The organism is Pedobacter sp. ok626 (genome assembly GCF_900100435.1).
Taxonomy (GTDB): Bacteria; Bacteroidota; Bacteroidia; order Sphingobacteriales; family Sphingobacteriaceae; genus Pedobacter.
In genome coordinates this window covers 26,055-45,456 of the sequence record NZ_FNEX01000030.1, presented here as the reverse complement: position 1 = coordinate 45,456, position 19,402 = coordinate 26,055, and the positions used below count along the sequence as shown (strand labels likewise).

The 19,402-nt window shown below is 37.7% G+C and carries 18 protein-coding genes; 14 read left to right on the top strand and 4 right to left on the bottom strand.

Annotated features, from left to right (window positions below):
- Positions 1-145: 145 nt before the first annotated feature.
- A complete protein-coding gene (locus BLS35_RS27220; RefSeq protein WP_090787830.1) occupies positions 146-2,098 on the top strand; it encodes a KUP/HAK/KT family potassium transporter in 1,953 nt (650 codons plus the stop codon).
- 232 nt (positions 2,099-2,330) lie between these two features.
- On the opposite strand, the gene BLS35_RS27215 is transcribed toward BLS35_RS27220, so the two are convergent.
- The 4 genes from BLS35_RS27215 to yihA are packed head-to-tail and all read right to left on the bottom strand — an operon-like array spanning position 2,331 to position 7,522.
- Entirely contained in the window at positions 2,331-4,286 is a 1,956-nt protein-coding gene (locus BLS35_RS27215; protein ID WP_090787826.1) for an amino acid permease, read from the bottom strand.
- Positions 4,287-4,290: 4 nt separating this feature from the next.
- Entirely contained in the window at positions 4,291-6,006 is a 1,716-nt protein-coding gene (locus BLS35_RS27210; protein ID WP_090787823.1) for a M3 family oligoendopeptidase, read from the bottom strand.
- A 5-nt stretch (positions 6,007-6,011) separates the two neighbouring features.
- Positions 6,012-6,878 carry a UbiA-like polyprenyltransferase gene (locus tag BLS35_RS27205; RefSeq protein WP_090787820.1) on the bottom strand — a complete coding sequence of 289 codons (867 nt, stop codon included), beginning with the start codon at positions 6,876-6,878 and terminating at the stop codon, positions 6,012-6,014.
- 14 nt (positions 6,879-6,892) lie between these two features.
- Positions 6,893-7,522, bottom strand: a complete 630-nt coding sequence (yihA, locus tag BLS35_RS27200) for a ribosome biogenesis GTP-binding protein YihA/YsxC (protein WP_090787817.1) — start codon at positions 7,520-7,522, stop codon at positions 6,893-6,895.
- Positions 7,523-7,574: 52 nt separating this feature from the next.
- On the opposite strand from yihA, the gene ubiE reads away from it, so the two are divergent.
- The 13 genes from ubiE to murI all read left to right on the top strand — a co-directional run bounded on the left by ubiE (position 7,575) and on the right by murI (position 19,174).
- Positions 7,575-8,306 (top strand): bifunctional demethylmenaquinone methyltransferase/2-methoxy-6-polyprenyl-1,4-benzoquinol methylase UbiE, encoded by a 732-nt coding sequence (gene ubiE, locus BLS35_RS27195; protein WP_090787814.1) that lies wholly within the window; start codon positions 7,575-7,577, stop codon positions 8,304-8,306.
- The gene (locus BLS35_RS27190) at positions 8,296-9,030 is read left to right on the top strand and encodes a type IX secretion/gliding motility protein PorT/SprT (protein ID WP_090787811.1); all 735 of its coding nucleotides are present in this window, start codon (positions 8,296-8,298) and stop codon (positions 9,028-9,030) included. Before ubiE ends, BLS35_RS27190 begins: the two co-directional genes overlap by 11 nt.
- Before the next feature lie 108 nt (positions 9,031-9,138).
- Entirely contained in the window at positions 9,139-9,894 is a 756-nt protein-coding gene (locus BLS35_RS27185) for an SDR family NAD(P)-dependent oxidoreductase (protein WP_090787808.1), read from the top strand.
- Between the two features lie 11 nt (positions 9,895-9,905).
- A complete protein-coding gene (locus BLS35_RS27180) occupies positions 9,906-10,352 on the top strand; it encodes a GatB/YqeY domain-containing protein (RefSeq protein ID WP_090787805.1) in 447 nt (148 codons plus the stop codon).
- A gap of 115 nt (positions 10,353-10,467) precedes the next feature.
- Positions 10,468-11,232, top strand: coding sequence for an alpha/beta fold hydrolase (locus tag BLS35_RS27175; protein ID WP_090787802.1), 765 nt, complete (start codon positions 10,468-10,470; stop codon positions 11,230-11,232).
- Positions 11,233-11,895 carry a CBS domain-containing protein gene (locus BLS35_RS27170; protein ID WP_090787799.1) on the top strand — a complete coding sequence of 221 codons (663 nt, stop codon included), beginning with the start codon at positions 11,233-11,235 and terminating at the stop codon, positions 11,893-11,895. It abuts the gene before it with no gap.
- 39 nt (positions 11,896-11,934) lie between these two features.
- Positions 11,935-12,816 carry an NAD kinase gene (locus BLS35_RS27165; protein ID WP_090787796.1) on the top strand — a complete coding sequence of 294 codons (882 nt, stop codon included), beginning with the start codon at positions 11,935-11,937 and terminating at the stop codon, positions 12,814-12,816.
- A 1-nt stretch (position 12,817) separates the two neighbouring features.
- Entirely contained in the window at positions 12,818-13,615 is a 798-nt protein-coding gene (locus tag BLS35_RS27160) for a type IX secretion system protein PorG (protein ID WP_165973345.1), read from the top strand.
- A gap of 19 nt (positions 13,616-13,634) precedes the next feature.
- Complete coding sequence (locus tag BLS35_RS27155; RefSeq protein ID WP_090787793.1) at positions 13,635-14,375, top strand: isoprenyl transferase; 741 nt, start codon at positions 13,635-13,637, stop codon at positions 14,373-14,375.
- 63 nt (positions 14,376-14,438) lie between these two features.
- Positions 14,439-17,006, top strand: a complete 2,568-nt coding sequence (locus tag BLS35_RS27150; protein ID WP_165973344.1) for a BamA/OMP85 family outer membrane protein — start codon at positions 14,439-14,441, stop codon at positions 17,004-17,006.
- 137 nt (positions 17,007-17,143) lie between these two features.
- Complete coding sequence (locus BLS35_RS27145) at positions 17,144-17,674, top strand: OmpH/Skp family outer membrane protein (RefSeq protein WP_090787852.1); 531 nt, start codon at positions 17,144-17,146, stop codon at positions 17,672-17,674.
- A gap of 43 nt (positions 17,675-17,717) precedes the next feature.
- A complete protein-coding gene (locus BLS35_RS27140; protein ID WP_090787788.1) occupies positions 17,718-18,278 on the top strand; it encodes an OmpH/Skp family outer membrane protein in 561 nt (186 codons plus the stop codon).
- 65 nt (positions 18,279-18,343) lie between these two features.
- Positions 18,344-19,174, top strand: a complete 831-nt coding sequence (murI, locus tag BLS35_RS27135; protein WP_090787784.1) for a glutamate racemase — start codon at positions 18,344-18,346, stop codon at positions 19,172-19,174.
- The last annotated feature ends 228 nt before the right edge of the window (positions 19,175-19,402 follow it).

Genomic DNA, 19,402 nt, shown 5'->3' with positions numbered 1-19,402 from the left:
ATTTAACATGTTTCGCCGTTGAATATCCTTTTCGATTCTTAGGATGCAGGGATTTCTTCTTAAACATTAATGGCTTAATTTTGTTTATTTACTGTACTTTTGCCCTCTGTTTTAATTAAATACTATCCATTTATATTATTAAATAGTGTCAAATAATAAGAATTTTAATGCGCTTACTGCTGGTGGTTTATTAGTAAGTTTAGGCATTGTATACGGTGATATAGGTACTTCACCTCTTTATACCCTTAAGGCAATTTTTAATTCCGTAGTTGGAGGTGGACAGGTGGTTACATCCGACCTTGTTCTAGGTGCTCTTTCCTGCATCATATGGACACTAACATTGCAAACTACTGTCAAGTATGTGATCATTACCCTTCGAGCCGATAATAAAGGTGAGGGTGGAATATTCTCTCTATATTCTTTGGTGCGTAAAAATGCGAAATGGCTGGTTATCCCTGCCGTTGTAGGTGGTTGTGCCTTATTGGCCGATGGAATCATTACCCCAAGTATTACCGTTACTTCGGCTATAGAAGGTTTGCAGTTGAAGTTCCCTACGGTAAGCGTTATACCTATTGTAATCGCCATTATTACTGGATTATTCGTTATACAACAATTTGGGACAAACCTTGTTGGTAAGCTGTTTGGACCAATTATGTTTTTATGGTTTGGTGCCTTAGGTCTATTGGGAATATTATTTGTCATAAAAGATCCTACCATATTTGCGGCTTTAAATCCATATTACGCAGTTAAATTACTGGCTAGTAACCCTATGGCATTGTTGATTTTAGGTGGTGTGTTTTTATGTACAACTGGGGCCGAAGCATTATATTCTGATATGGGACATTGTGGTCGGTCAAACATTAGAGTGAGTTGGGTTTTTGTTAAAATCATGCTGATCTTAAATTACCTTGGGCAAGGCGTATGGATTTTACATCATGGTAATTATGATACTGGATTAAATCCTTTCTTCGAAATTGTTCCTGCACCATACCTGTTGTTTATGGTTGCCTTGGCAACTGTTGCCGCGGTAATTGCCAGTCAGGCCATGATTACAGGTTCTTTTACACTAATCTCTGAAGCCGTAAGATTAAACTTATGGCCAAAAGTGAGGATCAATTATCCAAGTAATCAGAAAGGACAAATTTATGTGCCTTCAATCAACTGGATTCTTTGGGCTGGATGTATAGCTATCGTTTTAATATTTAAAAATTCAGGAGCAATGGAAGGGGCTTATGGCTTGGCTATTAACCTGACATTTTTATCTACCACGATTCTGATTGCGGCTTATATGAAACGCAAGAAAATACCAGTATACATTATTGGGATATTCTTGTTGATCTATGTGATGATTGAGATGACGTTTTTAGTCGGGAATATGTCCAAATTCTTCCATGGCGGATGGGTAACCGTATTGATCGGTTCTGCATTATTTACCGTGATGTGGAGTTGGTATATCGCCAGAAAAATCAAAAACAGATTTGTTAAATACGTTGAAATTGAAGATTACTATCAAATTATAAGTGAACTGAGTGAGGACATTTCTGTCCCAAAATACTCTTCACAATTGGTATATTTAACAAGCGCGAATTTTAAAACAGAAATTGAGTCGAAAATTATTTATTCGATTATTCAAAAAGAACCAAAACGTGCTGATGTTTATTGGTTGGTTCACGTTGATGTAGTTGATGAACCATTTACAAGGGAGTATAAAGTCGAGTTTCTGATTCCAGGTAAATTAATCAGGATTGACTTTAAGCTCGGTTTCAGGGTAGAGCAGCGTGTTAATTTGCTGTATCGGAAGGTAATTGAAGAGTTGGTTAAGAATGGTGAGGTTGATATTACCAGTCAGTATACATCTTTGAATAAGCACAAAATTGCAGGAGATTTTAGGTTTGTGCTATTGGAAAAACATTTATCTAAGTTCTCTAAGTTGAGCCTTTATGAACGTACCATTATGGATTATTATTTCATCCTTAAACGTCTGAGTCTTTCTGAGGAACGGAGTTTTGGATTGGATTCTAGTTATGTGGATGTGGAAAAAGTTCCATTGATATTTGTAACGCCAGATGATATAGAATTGACTAGGTTGCCAGTCTAAAAACTAATCATTTCTTTGTGATTTATCCTTAAACAAATAAGGCTCCGGGGAGGAGCCTTTATTGCTGGTCGTCCGACCAAACAACTATAGGGATAATTAGGAAGGCAAATCAATATGCTCAGTTTGCTTTCCCCAAAATGGGGTAAAAAGAGCATTTAGTAACTCATGCTGAATTACCACTCTAATGTAGGGTTTATTATTAATATATTATAATAAATCTCAATAATATTTTCTATTGGGGATTTTTTTCTACACTAAGTTTACTGTGCTTATAACCATATAAAAAGTAAACAACTAAGCCAACAAGTAGCCAGATTCCAAAACCAATCCAGTTAGAGATGCCTAGCTCACACATCATGTATAAGCAGCTTAGTAATCCCAGAACCGGAATAAGAGATAGGTTTTTTGTAATACAGAAATAGGTGATGGCGATGCTCAGGAAGAAAAAGATCCACATCGGAATTTTATGTTTGAATAGCTCCCAGCCAGTCTCATATTTTTTAGCACTGTCGATAGCGGATTTGTCAATAAAATCCTGGTATTGTTGCTCCGTTAACTTATTTAGGTAAGCCTCAGCATCAACGCTATTTTCAATAGGCATAACCCTTGCTTGTTCGGCCGCAATCTCTTGCTTGACCACAACACGCTCCACATCGTTTAAAGAAGTAATGATCTTTATTGGACTATTTATGGCTGGTGTATTCCAGATGAAGGCTGAGGTCTCCTTTTTATATAATGTAAAAGCCATAACCAGAAGGCCAGCAAATAGAATCGGGATGATATACTTTGCATTTGCATAAGGTATTTTGAATTTCCCTCTTTTAATATCCGGTTTGTTTTGTAAAACCAATACGCCAGCACAAACCAGAACAAATGCAAATAAAGTTCCAATAGAACACAGGTCGGTTACTATGGTGAGGTTCATAAACAAGGAAGGAACCGCAACAACAAAGCCTACAACTATAGTTGCAAAAGAAGGCGTTTTGTACTTAGGGTGGATTTTAGAGAACGATTTGGGTAATAAGCCGTCACGGCTCATGCTCATCCATATTCTAGGTTGTCCCATTTGAAATACCAGCAATACGCTGGCCATCGCAAAAACAGCACTAACGGCAATAATTCCGCTCATGATTTTTAGATCTAACTGATCGAAAACAAAGGCAAGGGGATCTCCAACGGCAAGTAAACTGAAGTTAACCATACCGGTAAGAACCAATGCAATGGCTACATATAATATGGTACATATAATAATGGCCCACATCATTCCGCGAGGCAAATCACGTTGAGGATTTTTACACTCTTCAGCAGTAGTAGATATTGCATCAAAGCCGATATAAGCAAAGAATACTGCAGATACACCTTTCAATACACCAGATACTCCATTTGGAGCAAAAGGATTCCAGTTCTTGGTATCTACATAAAATACACCAACAGCAAGTACCAGTAAAATTACTGCCAGTTTTACAATAACCATTGCATTACTCGCATTTCTGGACTCTTTCATCCCTCTGTAAACCAGCCAGGTGATGAATATAATGATACCTAAGGCAGGTAAATCAGCGACAAGATGAAAGCTGCCAATTTTTGGAGCTGTCATCCAGGCATTGTGAGCTATCCTGGTAGCATTATCGAGATTTTCATAGCTTTTTCCCGCATGGATCAATGCATCAGCATGCTTATGCCCGTTATAGGCCGTAAGGTAGTCCATGGTCATCCAATCGGGAAGGTTAATCCCGTTAATATTTAAGGCAGGAATCTTGATCGAGGAGAGCAGTCCGGTAAAATAATCAGACCAGGAAATGGCTACTGTAATGTTTCCAATCGCATATTCCATGATGAGCGACCAGCCAATGATCCAGGCAACCAACTCACCAAATGCAACGTACGAATAGGTGTAAGCACTTCCCGAAACGGGTACCATCGACGCAAATTCTGCATAAGCAAAAGCCGCGAAGCTACAGGCAACGGCCGTGAAAATAAATAGAAAAATTACAGCCGGACCACCGTCCGCACTTGCTTTACCAATTGTACTAAAAATACCTGCTCCTATAATCGCAGCAATACCAAAAGCAGTTAGGTCTCTAACACCAAGGGTCTTATGTAGGGAATTCCCATGGTCACCATATCCCTTTTCGGCATCGGCTAATATTTTGTCAATAGACTTTTTTCGGAACAGTTTTTCAAGCATAAAATTATCCTAATTTTTGTAATTCGTCTTTAACAAATGATGCCAATTGTTCAATATAGTCGGGGCTGAAATCAAATTTAATACCCGCTGTTTCGTATATTTCATTAATAGGTTTGGTATATCCTAAAGAAAGCGCTTCCAGGTATTGTTGCAATGCCTTATGTGGATTTTCTTTATAATTCTTCCAGATGGCAATCGCACCCAATTGTGCAATAGCGTATTCTATATAGTAGAATGGTACTTCATAAAGATGAAGTTGCTTTTGCCAGATATTGCCAAATTCCTTTTCAAGACCATCCCAGTTTGTAAAACCAGCACCAAAGCGGCTGTATATTTGTTTAAAAGCTTCCTCGCGATCAGCCGGATTATGGCCTGGGTTAGTGTATATCCAGTGTTGAAACTGATCGATGACAGCAACCCAAGGGAGTGTTTTTAGTACATCAATCAATTGCTCTTTTTTCGCTCGGATCAAGTCTTCTTCATTGTCGAAATAGATATTCCAGTTGTCCATAGAGATCAATTCCATGCTCATCGAAGCAAGTTCAGCCACCTCAGATGGACAATGCTTAAAGTCATTTAATTCCAGATTTGCAGTAAGGAAAGTATGGATGGCATGCCCACCTTCATGTACCATGGTGGTTAAATCCCTAAGCGAGTTAGCTGAGTTCATAAAAATAAATGGAGCACCTGTTTCTGCCAATGGATAATTGTATCCACCTGGTGCCTTGCCTTTTCTGCTCTCTACATCAAAAAGCTTATTCGCTTTCATGATCGCTAACATCTGGCCCAGCTTTGGATCAATCGCATTGAAACACTCAATACTCTTATCAATTAATTCCGTGCCATTTTTAAATGGTTTTAAAGCAGCTTTTCCGGTAGTACTTACCTCCATGTCCCAAGGTTTAAGTACCTCCAGATCTAATAATTCAGCCCTTTTTTCAGCTTGTTCTTTAAGAATTGGAACAATCTTCTTTTCTATGGCCTCGTGAAAAAGGTAACAATCCTGAGGAGTATAATCAAACCTGCCTAAGGCCTGAAACATATAATCTCTATAGTTCTCAAAATTTGCATTTAAGGCTACCTGATGGCGCATTACAATCAATTCATCAAACAATAGGTTTAAGTCGTCTTTGTCAACTAGGCGACGTTGTTGTATGGTTTCCCAGGCCTGTTGTCTTACCTGTCTGTCCGTATCTTTAATAAAGTTTGCAGCTTGCTCCAGTGTATATTCTTCACCATTAATGGTTACACTCATGGCGCCCGTAGTAGCCTGATATCTTTGCTGTGCAACCTGTAATTTGGTTAATAATTCAACGTTTTCTTCCCTGTAAATTTCCAAAGCCTTTCTGATGGCACGGATATAAACGAAGTACTCTTCCTGATCCAGCTCATCAATAAATGGACTGTCATTGAACTTTTGATTCAGTTGATTGGCAATGGGAGAAATTTTAGGTTCAATCTCAGTAGCAAAATATTGGAAATTCTTAACCAGTTCCTCGTTTGCAGTGTCACAGCTCATTCTAATATACCTCCAGGCAAAATCCTCCTCTAAAGCAGCCTCAAGCTCACTTTTGTCCTTAAGCCATTGCTCCAATTCATTCACATTGTTTATCGGACGCGATAACAGCTCATTTAAAATTGGCTCTAGGTTCTCCCATTCAATTTGAAGGTCCTGAGGGATATAAGTACGTATTTTCTTTGGTATGGTAAGGTTGATCATGGGATCTAAAAGTTATAATGAGTTCTTAAAAAGGCATCCAGTAAAAAGCAAACGGCAAAAACAACCGAGGCATACCCATTAGTGGTAGCAAACGCTCTGTTTACTTTACTAATGTCATTCGGCTTAACCAGCAAATGCTGATAGGTTAACATGAAACAGAAAAAAGCTACCCCAATGTAATATACCCAGCTAAAAGTAGTAAAGAATGCTGGTAATATAACGCATGTTGCAGATAAAATATGCAGGCCAACTGATAAGTTCAAAGCATTTTTTATTCCTAAAGCCGCCGGAATGGAATGTAGCTTTTCACCTTTGTCAAAATCTTCATCCTGTAGCGCATAGATGATATCAAAACCGCTTACCCAAAATAGTACCGCTAAAGAGTAGAGTACAGGAACAAGATTAAATTCACCCGTTACAGCAATGTAAGCACCAATAGGAGCTAAGGAAAGTCCTAATCCTAAAACGAGATGGCATAAGGCTGTAAATCTTTTCGTATAACTGTAAAATAAAACGACAAATAAAGCAATAGGTGAAAGGTAAAGGCACAGATTATTGATAAAAGCCGTGGTGATCACAAAGAGCACACAATTGATGATTACAAAAGTCAATGCTTCTCTGGCAGATACTTTTCCAGCCGGAATATCCCGCATTTGCGTACGTGGATTTTTGGCGTCTATATTTCTGTCCAGATACCTGTTAAAAGCCATGGCTGCGTTCCGTGCAAATACCATACATAATAGTACGAGGGCCAGTTTTAGCCAGTTAAAAGGATTTTCGGTAGTCGTTACACCTAAAAAAAAACCAATCATTGCAAAAGGTAGCGCAAAAACTGAATGCGCGAACAATACCAAAGAAAAATATTTCTTCATGAATAAGCTATAATTTAATAATCGTCCTTTGGAGTTAAGATTGGCATGGCAAAATCAAGATTCACCTGGGTAATAAAATCTAAAACCTTATCTCTTCCTAGTCCTTTTTCTGCAGAGGTTACAAAGTATGGAGGGATTTCTTCAAACCATCCGCCTAACTCTTTTTTAAATAAAGCAACGTTTTTATCTGTTTTTACTGTCGACTGCTTGTCTGCCTTTGTAAAGATCAGAGCAAAAGGGATTTGGATTTCACCCATCCAGCAGCAAAACTCAAGATCAATCTTTTGAGGTTCCAATCTGCTGTCTATCAAAACGAATACACATTGCAAACTTTCCCTCTTGGTGATATAGTTACGGATAAATTTTTCCCAATTTTCTCTGCTGTTTTTAGATACCTTAGCGTATCCATATCCAGGTAAATCGACGATATACCATTGCTCATTGATTAAAAAATGGTTAATAAGCTGGGTTTTACCAGGTCTTTGCGATGTTTTTGCCAATCCGTGCTGGTTCACTAACATGTTAATCAATGAAGATTTACCCACGTTAGATCTACCGATAAATGCATATTCGGGCATATTGGCTACGGGTAGCGCCGATACCTTTGTATTACTACAAATAAATGTTGCTGATTTTATAATCATTTGACAAAGGTAGAAAATTAGTTTTCAACAATACTTATCTTTGCTGCTTACCATGAACGAAAACATTACACCATACCAATCTCAAGAGGCTACAAAGAAGGAACAGGTAGCCACAATGTTTAATAATATATCAGGAACTTATGATTTTTTAAATCATTTTCTTTCGCTAGGGATTGATATTTTATGGAGAAAAAAGGCGATTAAGGAACTTAAAGCCATAAAACCAAGGGTTATGTTGGATGTGGCTACTGGAACAGGTGATTTTGCCTTTGAAGCCATTAACATTCTTAAACCGGAAAAAATAATAGGCGTAGATATATCTGAAGGAATGTTAGATGTAGCAAGAAAAAAAATCGCTGAGCGGAATCTTCAGCATATTTTTTCAGTTCAAATGGGCGATTCAGAAGGATTACACTTCCCGGATAATCATTTTGATGCCATAACTGTAGCTTTTGGGGTAAGGAATTATCAAAATCTGGAGAAGGGACTTGCCGATATGTATAGAGTATTAAAACCGGAAGGAAAGATCGTAATTCTGGAGTTTTCTAAACCTAGGGCATTTCCAATCAGGCAAGGCTATAATTTCTATTCACAGCAGGTGCTTCCTTTTTTTGGCAAGGTTTTTTCTAAAGATAGTCGGGCTTATACTTATTTGCCAGAATCAGTTGCCGCATTTCCAGATGGGGAAGATTTTATCAAACTAATGGATAAGGTAGGTTTTAAAAAGAGTAAAGATATTCGGTTGACTTTTGGAATAAGTGCTATATATACAGGTGTTAAATAAAACTAGATCATTTCTGCTGCTTTTGTGCTGCCTGGCTGTAAATACAGCCAATGCTCAGAATTGGGGCGGCGGGGTAGATGATGATAATCTGCACTTTGGTTTCACCTTTCAATATATGTCTTCCGAATTTAAGATCTTAAAAAAGGACACCTGGCAACAACCCTTCATTAATCCTGAAGATGGGGTGCCGGTACCGAGAACCTTAAGGTCTATCTCTTCAGTATCATCTCCAGGTTTCGGAATTGGATTTGTGGTGAACAAGCGCCTGGGCGAAAATGCAGATCTAAGGCTTACACCAACATTGGTTTTTAACGATCGTCTGGCCTATTATGATTTTATCGAAGAAGCCGCGCCAATAGAACGAAAGGTACAAGCTACTATGATTGACTTTCCATTAGGAATTAAATTAAAATCCGATAGGAGGAATAATTTCAGAGCTTATGTGATCGGAGGAGCAAAGTATTCGATGGACATTGCCTCTAAAAAAAGGACCAATGATGCGCCAAACCCGCCCATGGAAAAGTTCTTAAAAAATGTAACGAACTTTTTGTCTTATGAAGCCGGCTTTGGATTTGACTTGTATTTTGAATATTTTAAGATGTCACCTGAAGTAAAGCTGTCGTATTCCTTTAATAATGTTTTGAAAAATGATCCAAGTCCGTATTCGGCACCTATAGATAAGTTAATGTTACGTCATGTTACTTTCAGTTTATTTTTTGAGTAGCCTACAATACCAAAAACCCGCCCTATCCTAATAAAAAATTTATAGCTTTGCCCAGGGGTGAAACCTATCTGAGTTTATAAGCGATCCATAATAAAAAAACTTATTGACATGAAAACGGCATTAATTACAGGAGCAACATCGGGTATAGGAGCAGCATGTGCACATTTACTAGCAGCTCAGGGGTATAACTTAATATTGGTCGCCAGAAGAGAGGAACTATTGGCAGAGATAGGAAAGCATCTCGAAGATAAGTATGCGGTAGAAGTAAAAAGGATTGTAGCAGACATCAGGGATTTCGAAAACCTGTCTTATCATTTAGAAACTTTGCCTGCACAATGGAAAAAAGTAAACGTACTGATCAATAATGCTGGCCTCAGTCAAGGTTTAGATCCTATCCATAAAGGGAGCATCACAGATTGGGATACGATGATTGATACCAATATAAAAGGTTTACTGTATTCCACTAAAATTGTATCCAACTGGATGGTTAACGAAAAAAGTGGACACATTATCAATATAGGTTCCATCGCCGGAAAGGAAGTTTATCCCAATGGCAATGTGTACTGTGCTACAAAACATGCGGTTGATGCTTTAAGTAAAAGTATGCGAATAGATTTGCTAACCCATGGAATAAAAGTAACCGCAATACATCCTGGAATGGTCGAAACGGAATTTTCTAAAGTGCGTTTTAAAGGAGATGAAGGTAGAGCCAAAAAAGTGTATGATGGACTAGAGCCATTGATCGCGGATGATATAGCCGAAGCCATATGGTTTGTAGTGAGCAGGCCAGCCCATGTAAATATCAATGAAATGTTGATTATGCCAACCGCACAAGCAACAGGTACAATAATAGATAGGAAATAAACGAAAACACAATGATATCAAATACAATAGATCAGGAAATAAAACAAGCCATGTTGGCTAAAGACCAAGCAAGGTTAAGAGGTTTAAGAGCGATAAAAGCAGCTTTGTTATTGGCGAAAACCGAAAAAGGAACCGCTGAGGAAATTACAGAAGAGACTGAAATTAAACTTTTACAAAAGCTGGTTAAACAAAGAAAGGAATCTGCTGACATTTATAAGCAACAGGGCCGCGAAGATTTAAGTATCGTTGAAGAAGAAGAAATAGCCGTAATCAGTGGCTTTATGCCAAAGCAATTAGATGAGGCAGAAGTGGAACAGATTATTGCAAAACTCATTAAAGATGCTGGAGCTGTTTCTATTAAAGATATGGGCAAAGTGATCGGATTAGCGAATAAAGAACTGGCAGGCAAGGCTGATGGTAAACTCATCGCAGAACTTGTGAAAAAGCAATTGGCATAAATTATGCTGCAAATTAAATGAATTGCTTTTTTTTCATTAAATTAATATATTAAATTACATTAAATTAATTTTACTCTACTAACTTAGTAGCAATAATACATTACACAAATTATATATGAAATACGAAGTAATAGACGAAGGTGGGTTTAAATATATAGAAGCCGGAAAAGGTGAAGCCCTGGTATTACTTCATGGATTAATGGGCGAATTGAGCAATTGGGAGCCCGTAATTGATCATTTTAAGGACAATTATCATATCCTGGTGCCGATTTTACCAATTTATGAACTTCCTATTTTAACGCTTGGTGTAAGAACCTTATCTAAATACGTTAATAAATTTTTGAAACATAAAAAGACTAACCAGGTTGTTTTAATCGGCAACTCATTGGGTGGTCATGTTGGACTTATATTTACCCTGGCGCATCAGGAAAGTGTAAAGGCACTTGTGCTTACAGGTAGCTCGGGTTTATATGAAAATGCTTTTGGCGGTTCTTTTCCAAAGAGAGAGAGTTATGATTACATTCGGGAGAAAGTAGCATTTACATTTTATGATCCCGCTACAGCTACCAAAGAATTGGTGGATGAGGTATATAAAACCGTAAATGATCGTTCAAGGGTAATTCGTATCCTTGCGTTGGCAAAGTCTGCAATTAGACACAATATGTCTAAAGACCTTTCCAGAATTACTATCCCTGTTTCTTTGATCTGGGGCCAACAAGATAAAGTAACACCACCGGAGGTAGCAGAAGAGTTTCATGAACTCTTGCCAAATTCGGAATTGAACTGGGTTGATAAATGTGGACACGCTCCAATGATGGAACGTCCTGAAGTTTTCAACGAATACTTGAGCAAATTTTTAAACAGAATATTACTTAAATAAATGTTGGCATCTGAACTCATATCTTATTCAATCCCCCCTCTAAAAACATCTGACACTGTTCAGAAAGCTTTGGAGCGGATGACTGAGTTCAAACTTTCTCATATGCCAATCGTAAATGAATCCCAATTTCTGGGTTTGTTGGCAGAAGATGAATTGATCGAGGTTAAGGATGTAGATTCGCCTATCGGTAGTCTTTCCTTATCCCTTTTAAATCCATTTGTGTATGAAGATGCACACATTTATGATATCATTAGGTTGCTCACCCAACTCAACCTTTCAGCAGTCCCAGTGCTGGATTATAAGAAAAATTACCTTGGATTGGTTGCTGTTAATAGTCTTTTAGGCTATGTCGCCGATATTTTTGCCGTAAAGGATGCAGGTGGAATTATCGTATTGGAAATTAGCAATAGAAATAACTCCCTAGCCCATATGGCTCAGATTGTGGAGGCTGACAATGCACAAATTCTATCTTCCTATGTGCAGTCTTTTCCTGACTCTACCAAGCTAGAGGTAACATTGAAAATTAATAAAACGGAATTGTCTGGTATTATTGCTTCTTTCGAAAGGTATAACTACCAGGTAAAAGCAGTGTTTAATAACACCAAGGCGGATGATGGAACGGAAGACAGGTTTAATTCGTTTATGAATTATCTGAACGTATAACTGCCGTTTAAAAATAAAGACCACGAAAATCGACGCTAAATGAAGATTGCAATTTACGGTAGGGAATTCAATAATAGTGTTTTACCTTATGTTCAGGAAGTTTTTAATGTTCTTGATCAATATAAAACGCCTATTCTTGTCTATAAAAAATACCTTGATTTTATAAAGGATAAAATCAAACTACCAACGCATATAACGGCCTTTACACAACATAACGAACTTGTTGGGCACACAGATGTATTGGTGAGCTTAGGGGGTGATGGCACCTTGCTGGATACGCTATCTTTAGTCCGCGATTCGGGAATACCGGTGATAGGAATTAACTTTGGCCGGCTGGGTTTCCTGGCCAGCATCAACAAAGATGAAATCAAGATAGCTATAGAAGCTTTAAAGAATAAAGAATTTTCTCTGGATAAACGTACCCTGCTTAGTTTAGCATCTACCTATAACCTTTTTGGAGAAGAGAATTTTGCACTGAATGACATCACCATTCACCGCAGAGACAATTCGGCGATGATGATTATTCATGCGTATATGAATAATGAATTTGTAAACTCCTATTGGGCTGATGGTTTAATTATCGCCACGCCAACAGGCTCTACAGCTTATTCCTTAAGTTGTGGTGGACCGATCATTTATCCCAGTTCACAAAACTTTGTAATTACACCAATAGCTCCGCATAACCTCAATGTGAGGCCAGTAATTGTTCCTGATGATGTTTCTTTAACTTTTGAGGTAGAAGCCAGAAGTGCTAAATTCCTGGTGTCATGTGATTCGAGAACGGAAACGGTAGACCGGTCGGTAAAGTTAACCCTCAATAAGGCGAAATTTCATGTAAATTTGATCAGGTTGAACAATGAAAGCTATCTGACAACGTTAAGAAATAAGCTCCTATGGGGCATAGATACCCGCAATTATTAGTATGCAATATATCCGGCCACTTGTATATTTTTTTCCCTTTTTTCTCGGAATATTAGGCGTCCATGCCCAAACTTTTGAATTAGGAATAGGTGGGGGAGGAGCCGGCTATATGGGCGATCTAAATCAAAATCAACCTTTAAAAATTTCTGGCATCTCAGTAGGAGGATACGCCAAAATTAACCTTGATCCATATTGGGGTGTTGGTCTTTATTATACCTATGGTAAAATTAGAGGGAATGATGCCGATTCAGAAAATAAACAGTTTAGAGATCGAAACCTAAATTTCCAGACGGCTTTAAATGAATTTAGCCTGCAAGTTGATTTTAACTTCCTGAATTATTTTGCCGGCGGTGGGACCAAAAGATTCACTCCATATATTTTTACAGGTATAGGTGGCGTCTTTTACAATCCAAAAGCAGTTTATAACGATAACGAATACAAGTTAAAATATTACCAAACCGAAGGGCAAAATGAAGCTTACCGATCTTATGCGTTGAGCATACCCTATGGAATTGGTTTTAAAGTGCATTTAAAAGAACGTTGGGGGCTATTTTCGCAGATCGGATACCGAACAGCTTACACCGATTATTTGGATGATGTAAGTGGCAAATACCCGAATCCAAATGTTTGGCAAAATGATGCCTATTTCGCTGATCGTAAGTTTCTTTCGGATCCTTCTATTACTCAATATGGTGATCCAGGTGTACAGAGAGGCGATTTTAGAAAAAGAGATACATATATGTTTGTAGGTATTGGCATATCTTATACCTTTGTGTCCCAAAAATGTTATACATTTTAAGCATATTTGCGGATAATAAATGGGATTTAAAGAACAAATAGATATCAATCGCTTACCAGAACACATCGCCGTCATTATGGATGGTAATGGTAGATGGGCTAAAAATCAAGGTAAATTCAGGGCTTTTGGTCATGAAAGTGGTGTACTGTCAGTAAAAGATATCGTAGAAGGCTGCGTGGATATAGGTATCAAATACCTAACTGTTTACGCTTTTTCGACTGAAAATTGGAACAGACCAATCGAAGAAGTAAATGCTTTAATGGAGTTGCTGATTTCTACTATCAATCAGGAAACTGAAACCCTTACCAAAAATAACATCAGACTTAATGCCATAGGAGATATCAGTTCGCTTCCTCAAAAGTGTATTGATGATTTGAAAAGTGCGATGGATAAGACCGCAAATAATACCCGCTGTACCTTAACTTTAGCTTTGAGCTATAGCGCTAAATGGGAAATTATCGAAGCTGCAAAGAAACTGGCCAAACTGGTAAAAGACCAGGAATTAAATATTGAAGATATTAATGAAGAGCGGTTTTCAGCTCAGTTGACCACCATAAATATGCCCGATCCGGAATTGATGATCAGAACCAGTGGTGAACACAGGGTTAGTAATTTTCTGCTGTGGCAAATGGCCTACACAGAGTTATATTTTACAGATAAGCTGTGGCCTGACTTTAGACAGGAAGACCTTTTTGAGGCTATTGTAGACTACCAAAAGCGCGAACGCCGCTTCGGTAAAATTAGTGAACAACTTAACTAATTTTACTTTTAACACTTTTTAACATGTGTTTAAATTAACTTAGCATCGATTTTTAGATTGTAAATGAAAAGAATATACCAACTTATATTATTGTTGTTGATTGGTTTACCAACAATGGCACAGATTACCCGTCCTCAGTCCAATCCTGCAGCACCTTCTTTAAAAGTTAAAGGATTAGAACTGGATTATTTCAATCCTAAAGAGTATATCATTGGCGGTACGACTTTAACAGGTACCAAATACCTGGATAAAGATGTAATCATTACACTTTCAAAACTTATTAAAGGAGAGAAAGTTGTGCTTCCGGGTGAGGCAACAGCAAATGCAATCAAAAATCTTTGGGCTCAGGGCTTATTTGATGATGTGCAGTTAGACATCGTCAAGCTCGTTGAAGATACCGTGTATTTCGATATTGAAGTGGTTGAACGTCCGCGTTTAGGTTCTTTCGAATTTACAGGGGTTAGCAAATCGCAAAAAACAGATATTCTTGAAAAGCTAGGTGAAAAAGCAGGTAAGGCAATTATCAATGATAACTTATACAGCAGTACCACTGCTACCATTAAAAAGTTTTTATTGGGCAAAGGATACTTCTTCACCAATGTGGAATATTCAACTAAACCAGATCCTAGTCAGGAGAATAGCGTTGTGTTAATGGTAAAAGTTGATAAAGGCAGAAAAGTTAAAGTTCATCAGATCAACTTTACTGGAAATAAAGACTTTTCATCTGCTAAGTTGCGCAAGTACCTAAAGAAGACCAAGCAACAGGCATTTTATAAAGTGTTCGGTTCAGGAAAATTCAATAAAGAGAAATATGATGAGGATAAGGTAAAATTGATTGCTAAAATGCATGATAAAGGTTACCGTGATGCTGTGATTTTAAGAGACAGTGTTTATCAGTACAGTCCGAAGGCAGTAAATATCGACATCGACATATTTGAAGGCCCTAAATATTATTTCGGTAACATTACCTGGGTAGGTAATGCAAAATACACAACTGATTATTTACAAAGAGCATTAGGCATCGAAAAAGGTGAGGTGTTTAGTGAAGAAAAATTAGAGAAGAAATTAAGAGGAAGTGCTAACGGTGATGACGTATCTAGTATCTACCTGAATGATGGTTATTTGACTTTTAACGTTGAGCCAGTTCAAACGAAGATCTATGGTGATACCGTTGAAATGGAAATGAGGATTTATGAAGGACCTCAGTATACCAATAACAGAATTACTGTAGTTGGAAATACCATCACCAACGACCGTGTTGTTTTACGTGATATCCGTACTAAACCGGGAGAGAAATTCTCAAAAGATCTATTGATTCGAAGTGTTCGTGAGATCGGTCAATTGGGGAACTTTGATGAGTCAAAAACAAACCCAATCCCTAAGCCGAATCCTGCTGATGGAACAGTCGACATTGAGTATCATGTTGAAGAGAAGCCTTCAGATCAGATTGAACTTTCAGGTGGTTTTGGTGGTGGTAATATCATCGGTACATTGGGTTTAACATTTAACAACTTCTCATTAAGGAACCTGTTTAACTTAAGTGCTTATAAACCTTTACCAAAAGGAGACGGACAGAAGTTAAGTTTACGTGGACAAACAAATGGTAAGTTTTACCAGTCGTATAGCTTCTCTTTCTCTGAGCCATGGTTAGGTGGTAAAAAACCAATCAGTTTTGGAGTGAGTGCTTTTACTTCATTACAGTCTAATGGTGGACGAAGTTATTATGGTACAATTGATCCTTCGAGCAGTCAGTATTCGAAAATCCGTTTAAATGGTGTTACTGTAAGTTTAGGAAGAAGATTAAACTTCCCTGATAACTACTTCCAGTTAACTCACGCTATCAACGCACAACAATACATATTGAACAACTATGGTGGATTTTTATTTAGCACAGGGACTTCATATAACTTCAACTTAACACAGGAACTAAGCAGGGATTCAAGAGATTCCCCAATTTTCCCTCAAAGTGGATCTTACTTTAAATTTACAGTTCAGGCAACGCCACCTTATTCATTGTTGAATAATGTGAACTATGCTACTGCATCAGATAAGCAACGTTATAAATTCACAGAGTACCACAAGTGGAAATTTGAATCGCAATGGTTCCAAAGATTAGCGGGTAAGTTTGTAGTTAAGGCACAAGCTCAGTTTGGTTTCCTTGGTTCATATAACAGTGCAGTTGGTCAGTCTGCTTTCGAAAGATTTAAACTGGGTGGAGACGGTATGCAAGGTTTCGACTTCTTGCAAGGATCAGAATTGATCGCTATGCGTGGATATGCCAATAACTCGGTAATACCAGTAGGATCGAACCCTAATATTGCCCAACAATCAGGTAGCCCAATCTTCACAAAATACGTAATGGAGCTAAGATACCCTGTAATTGCAAGTCAACAGGCTACGGCGTTTTTAGTAGCTTTTGCTGAAGGTGGTAACACCTGGAATAAGTTTGCTGACTTTAATCCGTTTAATGTTAGACGCTCGGCAGGTTTTGGTGCAAAAATATTTTTACCGATATTTGGATTGTTAGGTATCGATTGGGGTTATGGATTTGATAATATTCCTGGATCACCTGATGCCAATAAAGGACAGTTCCACTTTAGTATTGCCCAACAGCTTGGAGGATTTAATTAAAAAATAGTAGAAGAAATTAAGATAGGTTTGTTAGGCGAAGCTTAGCAAACCTATCTTAATTTGAAGCCTTTAAAGCAGGGAGTGTAGCTTTAAGACAATTGAAACAACAAATACCACTGAAAAATAAACATATACACATGAAAAAGTATTTTTTAATTTGCATCTTGCTGTTCGGAAGCTTTGGTGCATTTGCACAGAAGTTTGCATATGTTGATACAGAATATATTCTGAAGCATTTGCCAGATTATAAGTCATCATTAAATCAGTTGAATGTTTTGTCGCAACAATGGCAAAAACAAGTAGACAATAACTTTGTTGAAATTGATAAAATGTATAAAGCTTATCAGGCAGATCAGGTATTACTGACAGAGGATATGCGCAAAAGAAGAGAGAACGATATTATTGAAAAGGAAAAACAGGCTAAAGAATTTCAACGTAAAATATTCGCCCCGGAAGGAGAGTTATTTCAAGCCCGGACTAAATTGTTAAGCCCGATTCAAAATAGTGTAACTAAGGCTGTAGCTGAGATAGCAAAAGCCAAATTGCTAGATTTTATTTTTGATAAAAGTAGTGAAGCAACAATGATGATTTATGCCAGTAGCGCTTATGATGTCAGTAATGATGTAATTAGGAAGTTGGGATATAAGCCAGAGACAACAGTAAAATAGAGAGATTAAACATAAATTAGAAACAATTATTAAGACAAATAGAATGAGAAAGTTAATCAATGCATTTTTTTTAGCAGCAGGGTTATTGTTTACTGCTAACATTGCAAATGCACAACAAAAACTTGCACACTTAAACTCGGCAAACATTATCGAAGCAATGCCAGAGGTTAAAACTGCCCGCACAACGTTAGAAAACCTTCAGAAAGGTAAACAAACTGAAATCGAAAAGATGATCGCTGAATACCAAGGTAAGCTTAAAGCTGCTCAAGAATTAGAAAAAACAATGAGCGAAGCGAACAAAGAAGCTGTAGGTAAAGATTTACAAGCGAAGAGTGTTGAATTGCAAGATCTTGAGAAACGCATTACTGATGCTAGAACTAAAGCTCAACAAGAATTAGAAGCTAAAAATGCTGAATTGTTTAACCCTATTCAGGTTAAAGCTGACAATGCAATTAAAGCAGTAGCTAAAGAAAAAGGTTATGCATATGTATTTGATACTGCAAACCAGGCATTAATTTACTGGGATGGTGGTGAAGATATCACCGCTTTAGTGAGAACTAAATTAGGTCTTGGCGCAGCAACAACTACTGCACCTAAAAAATAGGTTAGCATAAACAAAATATTTAAATTGCGGGACTGAGTCAAAAACTCAGTCCCGTTTTTTTTATAATGAAAAATAAACAAGCTATAGGTATTTTTGATTCAGGTTATGGTGGACTTACCGTATTTAAATCTATTGTCAAAAAACTACCTCAATACAACTATATCTATCTTGGCGATAATGCCCGGGCTCCTTATGGAGACCATTCTTTTGAGACGATTTATCAATATACGTTGGAGTGTGTGGAATGGTTATTTGCCCAGGGTTGCCCATTGGTTATCCTGGCCTGCAATACGGCCTCGGCAAAAGCTTTGCGCTCCATTCAGCAAAACGTACTTCCATTTAAATATCCTAACCATCGGGTACTTGGTGTAATTAGACCTACAGCGGAGATCGTAGGCGACTTTACAGAGACCAAACGGATAGGTGTTATGGGGACTCGGGGAACAATTAATTCTGAATCGTATCTGATGGAAATTAATAAGTTCTTTCCTGAGATAAAAGTGGCCCAACAGAGTTGCCCAATGTGGGTCCCATTGATAGAAAATGATGAACATCTGCATGAAGGCGCAGATTACTTCGTGCATAAATATGTAGATCAGCTGTTGGCTAAGGATGATGAAATTGATTGTATCGTTTTGGCTTGTACCCATTATCCATTGCTAATCCCGAAGATAACAGAAGCACTACCTGCGCACATTAATGTGCTGGGACAAGATGATATTGTAGCGAACAGTCTGGCAGTTTATCTTGAAAAACATACGGAAATCGAAGGTAAGATTTCCAAAGAAGGGCATAGCCAGTTTTTTACTTCTGGGGACCCGCAGGCTTTTGATGCCAGTGCATCCATATTTTTCGGCAAGGAAATCGTTTCCAGCCACGCCTCCTGCGTCAAATGATCTGATGAGGATTTAGGAGCTGCACTGAAGGCAAATCATGCCGTTTTTGATAAAATTACATGTCATTGACTTGATGAAATAAAGAAAAAATTCCTTGTTTTTTATCTCCCATAATAGGGAGAAAGGCTATTTCCTTGGTTTTTAGAGCTGTTTTTGTTTTCTGTCGCCGAAAGTCAGGCGAAATTTTCTTTATATTTCTTTCTAGGTTCTGATTATTATTAACGGTAA

Excerpts from the sequence above, each read along its gene's own strand:
- BLS35_RS27215 (WP_090787826.1), bottom strand. The coding sequence starts at position 4,286 with ATGCTTGAAAAACTGTTCCGAAAAAAGTCTATTGACAAAATATTAGCC.
- BLS35_RS27210 (WP_090787823.1), bottom strand. The coding sequence starts at position 6,006 with ATGATCAACCTTACCATACCAAAGAAAATACGTACTTATATCCCTCAG.
- BLS35_RS27205 (WP_090787820.1), bottom strand. The coding sequence starts at position 6,878 with ATGAAGAAATATTTTTCTTTGGTATTGTTCGCGCATTCAGTTTTTGCG.
- yihA (WP_090787817.1), bottom strand. The coding sequence starts at position 7,522 with ATGATTATAAAATCAGCAACATTTATTTGTAGTAATACAAAGGTATCG.
- ubiE (WP_090787814.1), top strand. The coding sequence starts at position 7,575 with ATGAACGAAAACATTACACCATACCAATCTCAAGAGGCTACAAAGAAG.
- BLS35_RS27185 (WP_090787808.1), top strand. The coding sequence starts at position 9,139 with ATGAAAACGGCATTAATTACAGGAGCAACATCGGGTATAGGAGCAGCA.
- BLS35_RS27180 (WP_090787805.1), top strand. The coding sequence starts at position 9,906 with ATGATATCAAATACAATAGATCAGGAAATAAAACAAGCCATGTTGGCT.
- BLS35_RS27175 (WP_090787802.1), top strand. The coding sequence starts at position 10,468 with ATGAAATACGAAGTAATAGACGAAGGTGGGTTTAAATATATAGAAGCC.
- BLS35_RS27170 (WP_090787799.1), top strand. The coding sequence starts at position 11,233 with ATGTTGGCATCTGAACTCATATCTTATTCAATCCCCCCTCTAAAAACA.
- BLS35_RS27165 (WP_090787796.1), top strand. The coding sequence starts at position 11,935 with ATGAAGATTGCAATTTACGGTAGGGAATTCAATAATAGTGTTTTACCT.
- BLS35_RS27160 (WP_165973345.1), top strand. The coding sequence starts at position 12,818 with ATGCAATATATCCGGCCACTTGTATATTTTTTTCCCTTTTTTCTCGGA.
- BLS35_RS27155 (WP_090787793.1), top strand. The coding sequence starts at position 13,635 with ATGGGATTTAAAGAACAAATAGATATCAATCGCTTACCAGAACACATC.
- BLS35_RS27150 (WP_165973344.1), top strand. The coding sequence starts at position 14,439 with ATGAAAAGAATATACCAACTTATATTATTGTTGTTGATTGGTTTACCA.
- BLS35_RS27145 (WP_090787852.1), top strand. The coding sequence starts at position 17,144 with ATGAAAAAGTATTTTTTAATTTGCATCTTGCTGTTCGGAAGCTTTGGT.
- BLS35_RS27140 (WP_090787788.1), top strand. The coding sequence starts at position 17,718 with ATGAGAAAGTTAATCAATGCATTTTTTTTAGCAGCAGGGTTATTGTTT.
- murI (WP_090787784.1), top strand. The coding sequence starts at position 18,344 with ATGAAAAATAAACAAGCTATAGGTATTTTTGATTCAGGTTATGGTGGA.